Source organism: Pseudomonas sp. LBUM1659, from assembly GCF_059716045.1.
Genome location: NZ_CP166797.1, coordinates 3,965,104 through 3,980,032 on the forward strand (window position 1 = coordinate 3,965,104; position 14,929 = coordinate 3,980,032).

Here is a 14,929-nt window from a genome sequence, read left to right on the forward strand (position 1 = left end):
GTGATGGCTTAGAGGCAGCCGCAAAATTGCCGAATCCGCTTTTGTTCGTTATCCGCCGAGCGCGACGATCGCAACGATCAGCACCGCGCCAGTGACCGCCATTGCAACCCCGCCTTGCCACGGTTTTGCGCCTGCGTATCGCGCCAGTATCCAACCCGCGATGAACAGCACCGCGAGCCCGACCCAATTAGATAGACGAACGGCGAGCGCCGTCTCTTCGAGCAACAGGAAAGGCACTACGAGTGGAAAGGTCGATGCCACCACCAACAGAAAAACGCCCAGTGCACCTTTGAAATCATCCCATCCCAGACGCGACTGTACTGACGTGGCCGGATACTCGACCAGGCGACTGCGTAACAATTCAAGGGTCTCGGTTTTGGCTGCTGCCGCCAGGTGCGACGGCAGAGCCCCCGCCACCAGCGCCTGGCCGGTGGCCGCGTCCGCCCCGCCGAGTTTTTTGTATAACGTGCTTTTGCGCGTGCGATCGATCAAGGCTCGCAGTAGATACATCACCGCATCCGCGAGCCCCCAGGCAAGATTGCAACCGAGCGCGGCAAACATCATGGTACGTTCCGCCTCCTGGCCCGATGTCGCCACGCTGATCGTTCCAGTGAAGGTCATCGCCATGAGCAAGCCGAAGATGACCTCTGTGACACGGTCGACGGGGTCGAGTATTCGTGCCCGCTTCTGTCCTTCGGTGCTTGGCATGCGTCCTACCTCGCTGAAAAATTCTCGTGTGGTGCAGGTTTCATAGGGCAGAGCACAGCGCTTTCAATCGATGCTCTTTTTCGATTTCACTTCATTGTAGTGACAAAAAATTTTTCGCTGCCAGCGTGCGCGAGTTTCCAAACGCGGCACGTCTGCCTTGCGGGGCCTGGAACTGTTACAACGCACTGCATCAGCAACGACTAAGCTTTTGCTGGTAAATATCGTCTCCCTTGGAGATTCCCATGCGCGCCGCACCCCTCTCTGACCTCGATGCCGCCCTGCCCGGTCTGGCCCGCAAGATCCGCGTGCTGGATGCCCTGGCTTGGCCCCATGGCGTCGAAGAAGCCTTCTTGGCGAATTGGCGCAGCGGGCATGCACAGTTACCGAACGTCGAACTGCGTCCGCGTGACCACAGCGCCGACATCGCCACGCTGGAATCCTTTGTTGACCATTGTGATGAAGCGCATCCGGCCGGGAACTACCTCGCCATGACAGCGCGAAGCTATGCCACGGCCGGACGCATGCTGGGGGCCATTGGCACTCCCGCCTTTACTGACTATTCATCAGCGCTGTACCGGCGCCCGGATTTCTACTACCAACGCCTTAATCTGAGCATGCTGGATGCCGCCCGGTTCTTCCTCAACACCACTGACGCCCTTCTGGGCAGTGCCCGGATTCCCCCGAGCCCGGCCGAGGCCTTTGCCACCTGGATGCAGCCAGAACTGGACCGTTTCTTCGGCGAGGACCAGGTCACGGTGGTACTCGATCCGACCCTGGCCGCCAAGGCGGGTCGGCGTTTACCAAGGATGCCGCCTACCTGACTGGCTTGCTCGGCGTGCATACCCTGCTGCGCATCGCGATCCGCGACAACCGGCCAGAACTGGTCGGCCATTTGTTTGCCGGGCGCCTCAGCCTGGGGGATACCGTACGCCTGGCGCCACTGTTCGAGTCGGGCTAGGGGCCGGTCTATCTTCCAGCGTGGGCCAGCGATCTGCGCCTGCTCGCCGCCAACCTCGCCTTCTCAGCCTTTATCGCCCGGATCAAGCTGGATGTGCTCGAAATGGAGGTGCTCGTGGCGTTTGCAGACGAGCACGAAACCGATGCCAGTGCCCTGAGATGACAGTGACGACTAGCTGAATGGATTTAGTTTGAGTTTCTAGCGTGAATGGAATGAACGTAAACAAATGGCAGAGATTTTTTGTTTGCTACGCTTAGGGAGGGGCATCGAAGCTGAGGTCTGGGGTTAGCGAAGTCGGACCTCACCTCCCTGGCATTGATCCACTCATTCCAAACCTGCCTGACCACATGGAGATGCAATGCGCATTCCATCACTCTACACGTTGTCAGCTGTCCTTATTTTGAGCGGATCTTTCTGCGTATCACAGCCAGTGGAAGCGGCCTCAAGCACGACCACTGCCGTGCCAGCGCCCGCCAGTTCGACGCTTAAAGATGCCGTGTTTACCCAGGAACAGCTGGATCAAATGCTGGCGCCCATTGCGCTTTATCCGGATCCACTGCTGGCACAGATACTGATGGCCAGCACGTACCCAGGGGAATTCGCCGAGGCAGTCGCCTGGTCCAAAGCCCACCCGGACGCCAAGGGCGATGATGCGGTCAAACAAGTGGCGAGCCAGCCCTGGGATCCGAGTGTGCAGGCGCTCGTCGCCTTCCCGCAGGTCTTGGCCACGCTGGGACAGGATCCTGTGTGGGTACAACGCCTGGGTGATGCCTTCCTGGCGCAGCCCGACGATCTCATGGGAGCGGTTCAACGCTTGCGTCATCAGGCGCAGGCAGCAGGCAACCTGCAGAGCAACCAATATCAGAACGTGACGGTTCAGAATTTTCCAGCACCCGCACCGGCACCGTCCTCCACGTCCACAACTGTGGCCCCGGCTCCGGCCCCAGCCAGCTCCTCCACCATCATCATTCAGCCCGCCGATCCACAGGTTGTATACGTACCCACTTATAACCCGACAACCACCTACGGCACCTGGCCTTATCCTGCGTCACCTCCTGCGTACTACCCACCGCCGCCCGCCTATTACCCCGGCCAGGCATTGTTGGCCGGGCTGGCGTTTGGTGCCGGTGTGGCTATTGTCGGCTCGTTGTGGGGTGACTGTGACTGGGGAAATAACGACGTCAACATCAACGTCGAACGCTACAACAACATCAACGGCAACAACCGGATCAACGTCAATCAGAGCAAGTGGGAGCATAACTCCGCGCATCGCAATGGCGTTCCCTATCGCGACAGCAGGAGCCGCGAGCAGTACGGTCGCCAACTTAACGGTGCCAATCAGCGTGAAGCCTATCGAGGGGACACTGCTCAGCGAGCCCAGGCCCGTGAAAACGCCCGTAGTTCGATGGACAGGGCCGGTATCGAACGCCCTGCCACCAGCAACCTCGAAGCCCGTAATCAAGCGCGCGACGCCCAGTCCAGAGGCGCGGACAGCAATCGGTTACAAGGTGGTACAGACAGGGATGCTGCCAGACAGAATGCCGCTAACCGACAGCGAGCGGCTGAAAGACAGAGTGCGTCTGACAGACAGCAGACTTCTAACAGAGGCCAGGGCACTGACAGAAACACTCGGGATACTCCGCAACCCAGGAAACAGACCGCTGATGCCAGACCGCGCGGACAGGGTAACGCACAGGCGCGCCAAACTACGAAAAGTCTGCCAACCACGCAGGCCACCAACAAGGGCGGGGCACGCGACAATGCATTCGCCGGCGCGCGCTCACCGTCCCAAGTCAACGCACAAGCGAATCGTGGCCGGGCCAGCCAGGCATCTGCCCAGCGCCCGAGTGCCTCGCGATCAGCCGGCAAACAGGTCAGTCGGCCGTCTAATCCACCCGCGCGTCAAACTCAAAGGGGTAGCCGTAGTTGAATAACAATCCTCGAGTGAAGACACTCATGGGCTTGCTTCGTCACTCCTTGGCGATAACGGCAGTCGTTGCGTGGTCATGCTTGGTCATGGCACAACAGGAATTTCCAACGCCCGAAAAGACCGCTCAAGCGTTCGTCGAAGCACTGGGTACAAAACAGGCCAATAGTGAACGCCTGACAGAGTTACTGGGTAAAGAATGGCGCAGTTACATCCCTCGCGACGGCGCAGAGCGCAAAGATGTCGATGCGTTTTTGAAGCTGTACCACGAGCAAAACCACATTGAAAAAACCAGCGACGGCGAGGCGATCCTGTCGGTCGGAACCAACAACTGGACACTGCCTGTCCCGATCGTAAAAGGCACGAAAGGTTGGCACTTCGACATCAAGGCCGGCAGTGCCGAAATCCGTGCACGTCGAATTGGCCGCAATGAATTAGCCGCGTTGCAATCGGCGCAGGCCTATCACGACGCCCAGATGGATTATGCGTCAGTGGATCGTGACGGTGACGGCGCACTTGAGTATGCGCAGAATATCTACAGCGCCCCCGGCAAGCACGATGGACTTTATTGGGCAGACGACGATAGCGGTCAGATCAGCCCATTGGGTCCCTCGTTCGGCAAAACCATTGCCGGAGAAGCCTGGCATGGTTACCACTTCCGCATCCTGACTGGGCAAGGTCCTTCGGCACCGGGTGGCGCCTACAGCTATCTCATCGGTGACAAGATGAGCCGAGGCTTTGCGCTGATTGCCTGGCCGGCTAAATACGATGATACGGGCGTGATGAGTTTCATGATCAGTCATGACGGCCAGATATTTGAAAAAGACCTGGGGCCTGAGGGTGAAAAGCTGGCACAGTCGATGAAGGTCTTTGACCCGGATGACAGCTGGAAAGAGGTCACAGTAGATCAAGACTAGAACCTGGCAGTAGAACAGCCGCTGCGCTTGATGCTGATCAGTTGAGTAATTTCTGCGGTAGCGCGATTTTTTGTCGGATCGTGTTGCACGGCGCTTGCGACGTTTCCATCAGCAACTGATCCACCACGTTTGACAGAGCGCCATGGACATCCTGAGTGCTGATCAGCGCCTGCTCGAAAACGTTGCGCTGACGGTCTGCACTGGTACCGCCGCGCAGAATTCGGCGGGCTTGGGAAAAGACGTTTTCCACACGCAATTCCTGCGCCGCATCGCCAAGGATCTGCTCCGCCTGGAACAGCCACTGCTCAGCCGAGAAGGGTCGGTCGTACCCCTCGACAATGAAGGCCCCATGGATTCCAGAGCGTTTTGCTCGCCAACGATTTTCCTTGAGAATCCAATGAGACGTTGGCGACCAGGACCGTCCTGGGCGGGATTGATCAGTGGCATCGGCAACCATCAGCCGAAACAATGAGGCAATACACAAGGCATCTTCCAGGCGTGGGCAGGCATCCGTCATGCGCAATTCCAGGGTCGGATACCTGGAAGCAGGCCGTAATCCCCACCAGCATTCGCTGGCCTGCCGGATGGTGCCGGTGCGGATCAGCAAGGCGACGTAGGACTCATAGGCCGCTTCATCCTCGAAGAACTCCGGAACACCCATCCTCGGCCACTCATCACACGCGGTCTGCCGGTAGCTCATAAAACCGCTGTCAGCGCCGTCCCAAAAAGGTGAAGAGCTACTCAGCGCCAGCAACAACGGCACCCACGGCAACACGTGGTTCATGACTCGAATACGATCCAGGTGTTCCGGCACTTCAACGTGCACGTGCAGTCCGGATAACACGCTACGCCTGGCCACGCGCTGATAGTCTTCAAACAATTGAGTAAAGTGATCCTGCCGGGTGGCCTGTTGTACACGCCAGTCTGCCAACGGGTGGCTCCCGACGCAAAGCAGTCCAAGACCATAAGACTGGAGCGTGCAGCGCAGCGTTTTGCGAGTGTTGACAAAGTACTGTTCGGCCTCGGCAATACGGGTGAAAACGGGAGAAGCCACTTCGATTTGCCCTTGGAACATCTCATACGCGAAACAATCGCCTATCGCCGCCTTGCACGCGTCAATCGCAGCGTCGGGAGGCCTCTGGGCCATACGTCGAGTGTCCAGTTCAGTGATGAAATACTCCTCTTCAATTCCGAACTTCAGATGTCTATTCATCGATGTGCCCTGGGTGATAATCCTCCCCCGCTACTGCGCGCAGAAAGGCCTGATCGGCCGCGATTCGCAAATCTCGCCACTCTTCCCAACTGACCATGCGCTGACGGTCCATCTCGTCTGATTGTCGTAGCAGCTCTTCGTGCCAGGTCTCAGGCGAGTCCATTCGCAGAGCGATGTTTTCGAGTGCTCGATGCCAGGAACCCAACGCACAAAGTCTTCGTTCCTGGGCCGGCGTCAGCTGGTTTTTGAAGGCATTCATGGCAGTGGGATCCCAGAGTTGGTTCTGAATGGATCAACAGGATTCGACGTGGGTTCATAGGGACCGACAAGAGGCGCTGACCTATGAATAACGGGAGGCCCGCCTGGACCTCCCGCGCTTCATGCCACTCTTCAGGAAGTACCCATTCCTCGAGACAGATCGGCTGGGGCATTGGGTGTGTCGCGGTAATCGCGCTCTGGTTTCACGTCTTCATCCGCGTGATCCGTGGTTTTTGTCACCGTATCGCGCACCGCTTCAAAACCTTCCCGCGCCTGTTGTTTGACCTTGTCGGCCAGCCCTGCGCTGGTCTTGCCCATGTAGCGTTGCTCGGTCGCTGTCGATGGCAATGCAGCCCCCAACATCGCCCCCAAGGCGATTCCCGCAGCGGCGACCATCAGAGGCTGCTCCTTGAGCAATTGGCTGAGTTGATTGCCCATCACTTGTGTACTGCGCACCAAACGGTCGCTGGCGTCATGCACGGCATGGCTGACGGTATCGGTGGCCGCCCCCAGGTTGTCACCCAGGTGCGCCGCTTTGCCTTTCACGGATTGGTAGCCCTCCTTAAGCGTGTCCGCTGTCTGGTGCAGATGCTCACGCGCACTGTCGATGCCCTCCGCTAAACCATCGGCCCACTCCCCCACCTTGTTCTGATCCGGACCTGCGGGATAAACCGGGCGTGGGGTCGGCGGACGGTTCTGGCTCATCATCAACCACAGCAGACCCACCGACGTCAGCACTGCAGGAACCGGATTATTTCGAACGCTGGTGCCCAGGTTGGTCAGGAAGGTCGTACCGTTGTTCTGCATGAACGACAATGCCTGATCAAAGGCCTGTCCCGGGGTAAATTTGCTTTCCAGGGCATCGACAATATTGCCGATGCTCGCCCGCTGCGCATCGATGTCGCGCTCGATAGCCTCGGGGCTTTTTTGCGACTCGTATTCGAATTCACTGTTCATGAGACTCTCCTGCGCAGCGCTTCCTGGTCTTTGTTCAAGGCGTCCAACGTCCGATCAGGCTTCAAATGGGACGGTTCGAACTGTTTTTTTCCGGCCTGTAGCATGGCGAACCCGACGATCATCACCACCACACCTACGATCAGTGCTGCCAACCACGGCGCCATCACCATGCTCAGTCCATAGACGGCGGACATCAACAGGATGATGAACCCCGCCAGAAGCACAATTGCACCGCTCGCGACCCCGGCAATGCCGGCCTTGAGCGTTGTGAGACTGGCCTGGAGTTCGGCTTTGGCCAACGCCAGTTCCTTGGTGAACAACGCCGGCACTTCGCGGGCTAGCTGACGTAACAGTCCGACGACCGAAGCGTCAGGGTCAGGTACGGGTATCGGTGTCGCCCCTGGGAAATTCGGATCTTCTCTGTTCATCACAGTGCTCCATTGACGTTTGTCGAGCCGGGGCTCGAAGGTGTTGCAAAGTCCGAAGCATGGCCGTGGTCACTGGGTGCCGTCGGTGTGACGATGGTGCCGTGGCCAGGACTTTGATCGGAGCGAGATGGAACGGAGGTTTCGTAGGGGCGTTGCGCGCCAAAACCACCTGACGCAGGCATTGAGTGGCCTGCTGCCGGATCGCCGGCATCGGAGAGCGTCGCTGCAGGCGCGGCACCGGCCTTGAGAAAGCGCGACAGGCCGAAGCCCAGTGCGATGCTGCCGGCAATGAATAATGCCGGATTGTTTCGCGCCAGTTCGGCGCCATCATGGAGCAACTGTTCGGCACTCTTTCCACGCAGGTTCCCGGCCAGGCCGCTCATGGACTCGGCCATGTCCGCCAGGTAGTCGGACATGCCCAGCGTGTCCTTGTCCTGCAATTCAGCAACGAAGGATTTCGCCCCTTGGGCCAGTGCCTCCATCTGGTCGGCTGCCGTATCCCGGTATTGACCAAATTGCGCATCCGCCTGCTCTCTTGCGCCGCCCAGCGCTTCTGTCACGTTTTCCTTCAAGTGTTCAAAGCCCTGCTCTGTCCCTCCGGAGTTGGGTTTATCGGGCTGAGTCCCGGTTGTGGTGTCTGAAGTAATCATGTCGTCCCTCGCCTTCTGAATGGAAAAAAGCGTTAACAGGGTTCGCCACGAAATACCCGCAGCCCCCCTTAATCCAGATGACGGGGCGGCGGTACGGGGAGTTCCAACAGAATGATGAGCGATGCGCTCGGGATGACGCATGAAGGGGACTATCAATGTCGAGGGGGGGGGTAATTCAACGGTGGCCGGCACGGGACAGTAAACCTACAACTTCCCTTCAGACCCCGTATAACCGACGCCCAGCACCTTGTCCTTCTCATCCGACAGGCATGACCACGGCGCATCGGCGTCAGGCACTTTTATTTCCACACCAATGCCCGCTTCAGCAAACAACACATCAGTTACCTTCAGTTTGTCCTGGGCAACACCGGTCGCTTTCGCCACGGCTTTCAAACAGGCCTGCTGGGCTTTGGGGTATTGCTGGCTGAGATTATTCGCTGCGCTCGGCGGCGGGGTGGCGCGGTGGCGGCGTGTGCAAGGGAGCTGGCCAGTAAAATCGCTGCTGAGAGAAAAATTTTCATGATGTGAACGGCGCCTCATGTGCCAGAAAGCCCGAATGTAACGGTCCCTTTTGTCCTCAGGAACCGACGACAGTGCAGTGTAGATCAATGCACTGTCGCGCTATCCCACGATCCAGGAGTGGCGAGGGAGATCGGCTAAAGAATTTCGTATACCCTAGCGCTATCTCACTCCAAAACGACCGCCGACGTGAACCTACCCAAACTCAACGCTCCCGACCTTGGCAATACGCCTTCGACCTCGGAAATCATCACCCGTCATCTGCGGGACGCGATCGTCGCCGGTCATTTTGCCGAGGATGAACCGATTCGCCAGGACGACATTGCCCGCCAGTTCAACGTCAGCAAAATTCCGGTTCGCGAGGCCCTCAAGCGCCTGGAGGCCGAAGGTCTGGTGATGTTCCAGCGCAATCGCGGCGCGATGGTCACGCGGATTTCCGATGCGGAACTGGCGCAGATGTTCGAAGTGCGCATGTTGCTGGAAGACAAGGTGTTGCGCCTGGCCATTCCGAACATGACCGAAGATACCTTCGCCCGTGCCGAGCGTATCTGCCAGGAATTCATCGGCGAAGACGACGTCGGACGCTGGGCCGAGCTCAACTGGGAGCTCCATTCTTGTCTTTACGAGCCGGCGCAGCGGCCGTTTCTGGTGAGTCTGATTCGTTCGGTCAACGACAAACTGGAGCGCTATTTGCGCATGCAGATGAGCCTGTCCGCCGGCAAGGAGCGCGCCGATCACGAGCACCGTGAAATCCTGTCGGCCTGCCGTGCCGGCGATGTCGATCTGGCGGTGAAGCTGTTGGATGAGCACATTGCCGGGGTCTGCAAAACCCTGTTCGAGCATCTGCCCCACGCCCACTGATCGCGGTAAATACTGTGCTGATTTCGTCATCGGCACCGGTTAAATCCATCAAGCCGACACCCGACCGCACGGGCCACTCTAGCGTTCACTCAACCGAATGGACGTGGCCCTCCCATGAAACACATCTCCGTCATCGACTCCCACACCGGCGGCGAACCGACCCGTCTGGTGACCGCCGGTTTTCCTGATCTGGGCCGCGGCAGCATGGCTGAACGGCGCAAAATCCTCGCCGAACAGCATGACCAATGGCGTGCGGCGTGTGTGTTGGAACCACGAGGCAGTGATGTGCTGGTGGGTGCCCTGCTCTGCGAGCCCGTCGACCCGAGCGCCTGTGCCGGGGTGATTTTTTTCAACAACAGCGGTTACCTGGGCATGTGCGGTCACGGCACCATCGGCCTGGTGGCTTCTCTGGCGCATATGGGCAAGATCGGGCCCGGCGTGCACAGCATCGAGACGCCGGTGGGCACGGTACAAGCCACCCTGCACGACGACCATACGGTCAGCGTGCGCAATGTTCCCGCCTATCGTTATCGCAAAGCGCTGCCATTGCAGGTGCCGGGTATCGGTCAGGTGACCGGCGATATCGCCTGGGGCGGCAACTGGTTTTTCCTGATCGCCGATCACGGCCTGCGGGTGTCCGGTGACAACCTTGAGGCGCTGACCGCTTATACCTGCGCGGTGCAGCAAGCGCTGGAAACCCAGGGTATCCGGGGTGAAGACGGCGGCCTGATCGACCATGTCGAGCTGTTCGCCGATGATGATCACGCCGATAGCCGCAACTTCGTACTTTGCCCCGGCAAGGCCTACGATCGTTCACCGTGCGGCACCGGTACCAGCGCCAAACTGGCGTGCATGGCGGCGGATGACAAATTGCAGCCAGGGCAAATTTGGCGTCAGGCCAGCGTGATTGGCAGCGAATTCGAAGGCTCCTTCGAATGGCAAGGTGAGCGCATTATCCCGACCATTCGTGGCCGGGCTTTCATCAGTGCCGAAGCCCGCTTGATCATTGAACAGGACGATCCGTTCGCCTGGGGCATTCGCCCATGAGCCAGGGCCGTGTGGCCGATGTGATCGTCATCGGCGCCGGCATCATCGGCGCGGCGTGCGCCCAGGCGCTGGCGCGTCGCGGCTTGCAGGTGCTGGTGCTCGATGCCGGCCTGCACAACGCGACAGCCGCGGGCATGGGCCACTTGCTGGTGCTCGACGACAACCCGGCCGAACTGGCCCTGAGTGATTATTCCCTGCAACGCTGGCGCGAGCATGCACCGGACTTGCCCGACGGCTGCGCTTACCGCAACAACGGCACGCTCTGGCTGGCCGCCAACGCCGAGGAAATGGCAGTGGCCCACAGCAAATGCCTGAACCTGCAGGCTCAGGGAATCGCCTGTGAACTGCTCGGTGCCAGTGCCATGCGCCAGCGTGAACCGGAGCTGCGCGAGGGCCTTGAAGGGGGACTGCTGATCAAGGGTGACGGCATTCTCTATGCGCCCGCCACGGCCAACTGGATGCTCGACACGCCGAACATCCGCCAGCGCCGGGCACGGGTCACGGAGGTCGATGGCCATCGGGTCCGCCTCGATGACGGCCGCTGGCTAAGTGCCGAAGCGGTGGTGCTGGCCAACGGTGTTCAGGCCAATGAACTGTGCCCTGAGTTGCCCATCGAGCCGAAAAAAGGTCACTTGCTCATCACCGACCGCTACCCCGCCACCGTCACCCACACCCTGGTGGAACTGAGTTACGTGACCAGCGCCCACAACGCCAAAGGCCCGTCGGTGGCCTGCAATATTCAGCCGCGTCCGACCGGGCAATTGTTCATTGGCGCCTCGCGGCAATTCGGCACGACCGACCCGCAAGTCGAAGGCTGGATGCTGGCGAAAATGCTCAAGCGTGCGGCCGACTACATGCCGGGGTTGGCCAGGCTGAACGGCATCCGCGCCTGGACCGGATTTCGTGCCGCCAGCCCCGACGGTTTGCCGCTGGTGGGTCAGCACCCGCAACGTCAGGGCTTATGGCTGGCGGTCGCTCATGAAGGACTGGGGGTGACCACCGCTCCCGGCACGGCGGATCTGCTGGTCGCGCAACTGTTCAACGAAACCCCGCCACTGGCCGCGCAACCCTATCTGCCCCAGCGATTCCTCGGAGAACCTGTGTATGCCTGAATTGATGCTCGACGGTCATGCCCTGAGGGTCGCCGACGGTACCAGCGTCGCCGCAGCACTGGCGTTGGGCGGCAACGGTTGCAGCCGCACCTCGGTCAGCGGTCAACGCCGCGCGCCGCTATGCGGCATGGGCATTTGCCAGGAATGCCGGGTGACCATCGACGGTCGCCGTCGCCTCGCTTGCCAGACCCTCTGCCGTGACGGTATGCAGGTGGAGACACAGCCATGAACGAATACGCCGATCTATTAATCATCGGTGCCGGCCCCGCGGGTATGGCCGCTGCACTGGCCGCAGCCCCCAGTGGCGCACGCATTGTCATGCTCGACGACAATCCGTTTGCGGGTGGGCAAATCTGGCGCGATGGCCCTCAAGCGAGCCTTCCCGATCAGGCCCGTCAGTTGCGTGAGCGCTTGCAGTCCCACGGCAATATCCACCATCACAGCGGCACGCGGGTGATCGCCAATCCCGGCCCGAAACAACTGCTGGTCGAAGACGACGAAAACGGCTGGCTGATCAGCTATGACAAATTGATCCTGTGCACCGGTGCCCGCGAGTTGTTGTTGCCCTTCCCCGGCTGGACGTTGCCTGGGGTCACCGGGGCCGGGGGTTTGCAGGCACTGATCAAATCCGGACTTTCGGTGCGTGATGAGCGCGTGGTGATCGCCGGAAGCGGACCCCTCTTATTGGCCAGTGCGGCTACCGCAATCAAACAGGGGGCCACGGTGCCACGCATCGCCGAGCAAGCTTCGTTCGCGTCTGTCGCTGGTTTCGCTGCGCAACTGCCCCGCTGGCCGGCGAAATGGCTGCAATCGTTCAGCCTGTTCAACCGTCATTACCGTGCAGGCACTCATGTGCTGGCCGCCCTTGGCACGGACCGGCTCGAAGGCGTGAGCCTCCAACAGCAAGGCAAAATCGTCGAACTGGAGTGTGAGCGACTGGCCTGTGGATTCGGTCTGATCCCGAATATCCAATTGGGTCAGGCACTGGGTTACGCCGTCGAAGGACAGGCGTTGGCGGTGGATATCTGGCAGGCCAGCAACCGCGCCGATCATTACGCCGCGGGCGAATGCACCGGGTTCGGCGGCAGTGAACTGGCCTTGGTCGAAGGTGCGATTGCCGGGCACAGCGCCGTGGGAAATGTGGAACAGGCCCGCCAATGGTGGCCACGCCGGGCACGCTGGCAGGGATTCGCCAAGGCACTGAATCAGGCATTCGGCCTCGAACCGCAACTCAAGTCCCTGGCGCGCCCCGACACCCTTGTCTGTCGTTGCGAAGACGTGCCCTACGCCGCACTGACCGGGCACAGCGACTGGCGCGAGGCCAAGCTGGCCAGTCGCTGTGGCATGGGTGCCTGTCAGGGGCGTGTGTGTGGCGGTGCGGTGCAGCATCTGTTTGGTTGGCAACCCTCAGCGCCGCGCCCACCGTTCAGCCCGTCGCGAATCGAGACGTTGATGTGCCTGGACGACACCCCGCCCGCGTGATGATCGCATCGGGGGTTTCGGCCACGCTGCCGAGCCACTATGATCCCGGGGGTCGACATCAGGCCCCCAACGCCATGTACCCCTCGCTCACCACGTTTAAACCCTGCGACTTGCCGACGCTTCTGAACAGTCTTCAGCCGATCGCGCCGCTGCTCGATACCCTGTCGGACGTGGTGTTTTTCATCAAGGATCGCGAGGCCCGTTACGCCTTCGTCAACCAGACGCTGGCGCGGCGATGCGGTTTCAAACACAGTGAGGAACTGCTGGGGCGCACCGCTGAAATGGTCTTCCCGGAGAAGTTCGGCCCGCTGTACACCGAACAGGATAGACGGGTGCTCTCCAGCGGCCGGGTACTAGCCGACCAGTTGGAACTGCACCTGTATTTCGGCAACCAGCCGATCTGGTGCCTGACCCACAAACTTGCCCTCAAAGATGAACAAGGTCGCATCGTTGGCCTTGCCGGCATTTCCCGCGATTTGCAATCGCCACAATCCAATCATCCTGCTTATCAGAAGCTCGCCGCGGTGGATTCGCATATCCGTGATCACTTTACCCGAACTATCAGCCTTGCCGAGTTGACGGCCATTGCCGGGTATTCGGTGGCGCAACTGGAGCGTCACTGCAAACGGGTGTTCCAGCTCACACCGCGGCAGATGATTCACAAGGCGCGGCTGGAAGAGGGTTCACGGTTGTTGTTGCATAGCGGTTTGCCGATTACCGAGATTGCCTTGCGTTGTGGGTATACCGACCATAGTGCCTTCAGTCGGCAGTTCCGCGCACTGACCAGTTTGTCGCCGAGTCAGTATCGCGACAATCAGCGCTAGGCCCCTGTCGGTCGGTCACCGGTGTTCCCTAAAGGGGCGCCCGCACAACCATTGCTCCCATCTGTAACACCGGCCCGAATCACTCTGACACGCCGGTGCGCCGCTGCAACACTGCTACTTCAAGGGCTGGCGCTAAATTCACGGTTCTGACTGGAAATCGGCACGTTGATTGCTATTGTTAATATCGTATACGAAATCCTCAATACGATATTCAACAGCATTTCACACGAACGAGGCCTCTATGAAAAACCCCGCATTTGCCGTAGCCCTCAGCGCTGTTCTAAGTACCTCCTTTGTCGCCAGCGCCCAGGCCGACAAGCTTGACGACATCATCGAAGCCGGCAAGCTGCGCTGCGCCGTCACCCTGGACTTCCCGCCCATGGGTTTTCGCGATGCCAGCAACAGCCCTGCCGGTTTCGATGTGGACTACTGCCGCGACCTGGCGAAGATCCTCGGGGTCGAGGCTGAAGTGGTCGAGACGCCGTTCCCGGACCGCATTCCGGCACTGGTCTCCGGACGCGCCGACGTGATCGTCGCCTCCACGTCCGACACCCTCGAACGGGCCAAGACCGTCGGCCTCACCGTGCCCTACTTCGCTTTCCAAATGGTGGTGCTGACCCGTGACGATACGGGCATCAACGGCTTTGACGACCTCAAAGGCAAACCCGTGGGTAACACCAGCGGCACCTATGAGGCCATCGCCCTGGAGAAAGATGTGAAGAATTGGGGCACCGGCAGCTTCCGTGCCTATCAGTCGCAGAACGACACCCTGCTGGCTGTTGCCCAAGGCCACATCGACGCCACCGTGGTCACCAACACCGTCGCCGCCGCCACCCTCAAATCGGGTAAATACAAAAACCTGAAAGTCGCCGGTAACGCTCCGTACGTCATTGACTACGTGTCCCTCGGCGCCAAGCGCAACGAGTATGGCCTGCTCAACTACCTCAACCTGTTCGTCAACCAGCAGGTGCGCACCGGTCGTTACAAGGAGCTGTTCGTCAAATGGGTCGGCACCGATATCTCGCCGGCCAACCTGACCGTGCCACAGGTCTACTACTGAGGTGTCCG

At 59.9% G+C, this 14,929-nt stretch carries 16 protein-coding genes and 1 pseudogene; 10 read left to right on the plus strand and 7 right to left on the minus strand.

What is annotated here, in order from left to right; genetic code table 11:
- Positions 1 to 48: 48 nt before the first annotated feature.
- The gene (locus ACA048_RS17905; protein WP_497625617.1) at positions 49 to 708 is read right to left on the minus strand and encodes a hypothetical protein; all 660 of its coding nucleotides are present in this window, start codon (positions 706 to 708) and stop codon (positions 49 to 51) included.
- Between the two features lie 242 nt (positions 709 to 950).
- Here ACA048_RS17905 and ACA048_RS17910 point away from each other — a divergent pair.
- From ACA048_RS17910 to ACA048_RS17920, 3 genes and pseudogenes are all read left to right on the plus strand, one after another.
- Positions 951 to 1,828, plus strand: a pseudogene (locus ACA048_RS17910) (tyrosine/phenylalanine carboxypeptidase domain-containing protein).
- Between the two features lie 196 nt (positions 1,829 to 2,024).
- Entirely contained in the window at positions 2,025 to 3,596 is a 1,572-nt protein-coding gene (locus ACA048_RS17915; RefSeq protein WP_497625618.1) for a DUF3300 domain-containing protein, read from the plus strand.
- Positions 3,597 to 3,622: 26 nt separating this feature from the next.
- Positions 3,623 to 4,510 carry a DUF2950 domain-containing protein gene (locus tag ACA048_RS17920; protein WP_497629890.1) on the plus strand — a complete coding sequence of 296 codons (888 nt, stop codon included), beginning with the start codon at positions 3,623 to 3,625 and terminating at the stop codon, positions 4,508 to 4,510.
- 37 nt (positions 4,511 to 4,547) lie between these two features.
- Here ACA048_RS17920 and ACA048_RS17925 read toward each other — a convergent pair whose 3' ends face one another.
- From ACA048_RS17925 to ACA048_RS17950, 6 genes are all read right to left on the minus strand, one after another.
- Positions 4,548 to 5,723: a carboxylate-amine ligase gene (locus ACA048_RS17925; protein WP_497625619.1), complete on the minus strand. Its 1,176-nt coding sequence runs from the start codon at positions 5,721 to 5,723 to the stop codon at positions 4,548 to 4,550.
- Positions 5,716 to 5,982 (minus strand): hypothetical protein, encoded by a 267-nt coding sequence (locus tag ACA048_RS17930; protein WP_497625620.1) that lies wholly within the window; start codon positions 5,980 to 5,982, stop codon positions 5,716 to 5,718. Before ACA048_RS17930 ends, ACA048_RS17925 begins: the two co-directional genes overlap by 8 nt.
- A 131-nt stretch (positions 5,983 to 6,113) precedes the next feature.
- Entirely contained in the window at positions 6,114 to 6,938 is an 825-nt protein-coding gene (locus ACA048_RS17935; RefSeq protein WP_497625621.1) for a DUF3618 domain-containing protein, read from the minus strand.
- Entirely contained in the window at positions 6,935 to 7,366 is a 432-nt protein-coding gene (locus ACA048_RS17940; protein ID WP_497625622.1) for a phage holin family protein, read from the minus strand. Before ACA048_RS17940 ends, ACA048_RS17935 begins: the two co-directional genes overlap by 4 nt.
- On the minus strand, positions 7,366 to 8,016 hold the full coding sequence (locus ACA048_RS17945) for a hypothetical protein (RefSeq protein ID WP_497625623.1): 651 nt from the start codon (positions 8,014 to 8,016) through the stop codon (positions 7,366 to 7,368). Before ACA048_RS17945 ends, ACA048_RS17940 begins: the two co-directional genes overlap by 1 nt.
- Positions 8,017 to 8,220: 204 nt before the next feature.
- Entirely contained in the window at positions 8,221 to 8,556 is a 336-nt protein-coding gene (locus tag ACA048_RS17950) for a hypothetical protein (RefSeq protein WP_497625624.1), read from the minus strand.
- A gap of 168 nt (positions 8,557 to 8,724) precedes the next feature.
- On the opposite strand from ACA048_RS17950, the gene ACA048_RS17955 reads away from it, so the two are divergent.
- From ACA048_RS17955 to ACA048_RS17985, 7 genes are all read left to right on the plus strand, one after another.
- Complete coding sequence (locus tag ACA048_RS17955; RefSeq protein ID WP_497625625.1) at positions 8,725 to 9,396, plus strand: GntR family transcriptional regulator; 672 nt, start codon at positions 8,725 to 8,727, stop codon at positions 9,394 to 9,396.
- A 114-nt stretch (positions 9,397 to 9,510) separates the two neighbouring features.
- Positions 9,511 to 10,443: a 4-hydroxyproline epimerase gene (locus tag ACA048_RS17960; RefSeq protein WP_497625626.1), complete on the plus strand. Its 933-nt coding sequence runs from the start codon at positions 9,511 to 9,513 to the stop codon at positions 10,441 to 10,443.
- Positions 10,440 to 11,555 carry an NAD(P)/FAD-dependent oxidoreductase gene (locus tag ACA048_RS17965; protein WP_497625627.1) on the plus strand — a complete coding sequence of 372 codons (1,116 nt, stop codon included), beginning with the start codon at positions 10,440 to 10,442 and terminating at the stop codon, positions 11,553 to 11,555. Before ACA048_RS17960 ends, ACA048_RS17965 begins: the two co-directional genes overlap by 4 nt.
- Positions 11,548 to 11,784 carry a (2Fe-2S)-binding protein gene (locus ACA048_RS17970; RefSeq protein WP_497625628.1) on the plus strand — a complete coding sequence of 79 codons (237 nt, stop codon included), beginning with the start codon at positions 11,548 to 11,550 and terminating at the stop codon, positions 11,782 to 11,784. The genes ACA048_RS17965 and ACA048_RS17970 overlap by 8 nt, the downstream gene beginning before the upstream one ends.
- A complete protein-coding gene (locus tag ACA048_RS17975) occupies positions 11,781 to 13,037 on the plus strand; it encodes an FAD-dependent oxidoreductase (RefSeq protein WP_497625629.1) in 1,257 nt (418 codons plus the stop codon). The genes ACA048_RS17970 and ACA048_RS17975 overlap by 4 nt, the downstream gene beginning before the upstream one ends.
- A gap of 74 nt (positions 13,038 to 13,111) precedes the next feature.
- On the plus strand, positions 13,112 to 13,861 hold the full coding sequence (locus ACA048_RS17980; RefSeq protein WP_497625630.1) for an AraC family transcriptional regulator: 750 nt from the start codon (positions 13,112 to 13,114) through the stop codon (positions 13,859 to 13,861).
- Between the two features lie 241 nt (positions 13,862 to 14,102).
- On the plus strand, positions 14,103 to 14,921 hold the full coding sequence (locus ACA048_RS17985; protein WP_497625631.1) for an ABC transporter substrate-binding protein: 819 nt from the start codon (positions 14,103 to 14,105) through the stop codon (positions 14,919 to 14,921).
- Positions 14,922 to 14,929 lie beyond the last annotated feature (8 nt).

Coding starts and splice junctions, on each gene's coding strand:
- ACA048_RS17935 (WP_497625621.1), bottom strand. CDS start 6,938: ATGAACAGTGAATTCGAATACGAGTCGCAAAAAAGCCCCGAGGCTATC.
- ACA048_RS17925 (WP_497625619.1), bottom strand. CDS start 5,723: ATGAATAGACATCTGAAGTTCGGAATTGAAGAGGAGTATTTCATCACT.
- ACA048_RS17970 (WP_497625628.1), top strand. CDS start 11,548: ATGCCTGAATTGATGCTCGACGGTCATGCCCTGAGGGTCGCCGACGGT.
- ACA048_RS17950 (WP_497625624.1), bottom strand. CDS start 8,556: ATGAGGCGCCGTTCACATCATGAAAATTTTTCTCTCAGCAGCGATTTT.
- ACA048_RS17960 (WP_497625626.1), top strand. CDS start 9,511: ATGAAACACATCTCCGTCATCGACTCCCACACCGGCGGCGAACCGACC.
- ACA048_RS17905 (WP_497625617.1), bottom strand. CDS start 708: ATGCCAAGCACCGAAGGACAGAAGCGGGCACGAATACTCGACCCCGTC.
- ACA048_RS17915 (WP_497625618.1), top strand. CDS start 2,025: ATGCGCATTCCATCACTCTACACGTTGTCAGCTGTCCTTATTTTGAGC.
- ACA048_RS17980 (WP_497625630.1), top strand. CDS start 13,112: ATGTACCCCTCGCTCACCACGTTTAAACCCTGCGACTTGCCGACGCTT.
- ACA048_RS17930 (WP_497625620.1), bottom strand. CDS start 5,982: ATGAATGCCTTCAAAAACCAGCTGACGCCGGCCCAGGAACGAAGACTT.
- ACA048_RS17975 (WP_497625629.1), top strand. CDS start 11,781: ATGAACGAATACGCCGATCTATTAATCATCGGTGCCGGCCCCGCGGGT.
- ACA048_RS17940 (WP_497625622.1), bottom strand. CDS start 7,366: ATGAACAGAGAAGATCCGAATTTCCCAGGGGCGACACCGATACCCGTA.
- ACA048_RS17965 (WP_497625627.1), top strand. CDS start 10,440: ATGAGCCAGGGCCGTGTGGCCGATGTGATCGTCATCGGCGCCGGCATC.
- ACA048_RS17920 (WP_497629890.1), top strand. CDS start 3,623: ATGGGCTTGCTTCGTCACTCCTTGGCGATAACGGCAGTCGTTGCGTGG.
- ACA048_RS17945 (WP_497625623.1), bottom strand. CDS start 8,016: ATGATTACTTCAGACACCACAACCGGGACTCAGCCCGATAAACCCAAC.
- ACA048_RS17985 (WP_497625631.1), top strand. CDS start 14,103: ATGAAAAACCCCGCATTTGCCGTAGCCCTCAGCGCTGTTCTAAGTACC.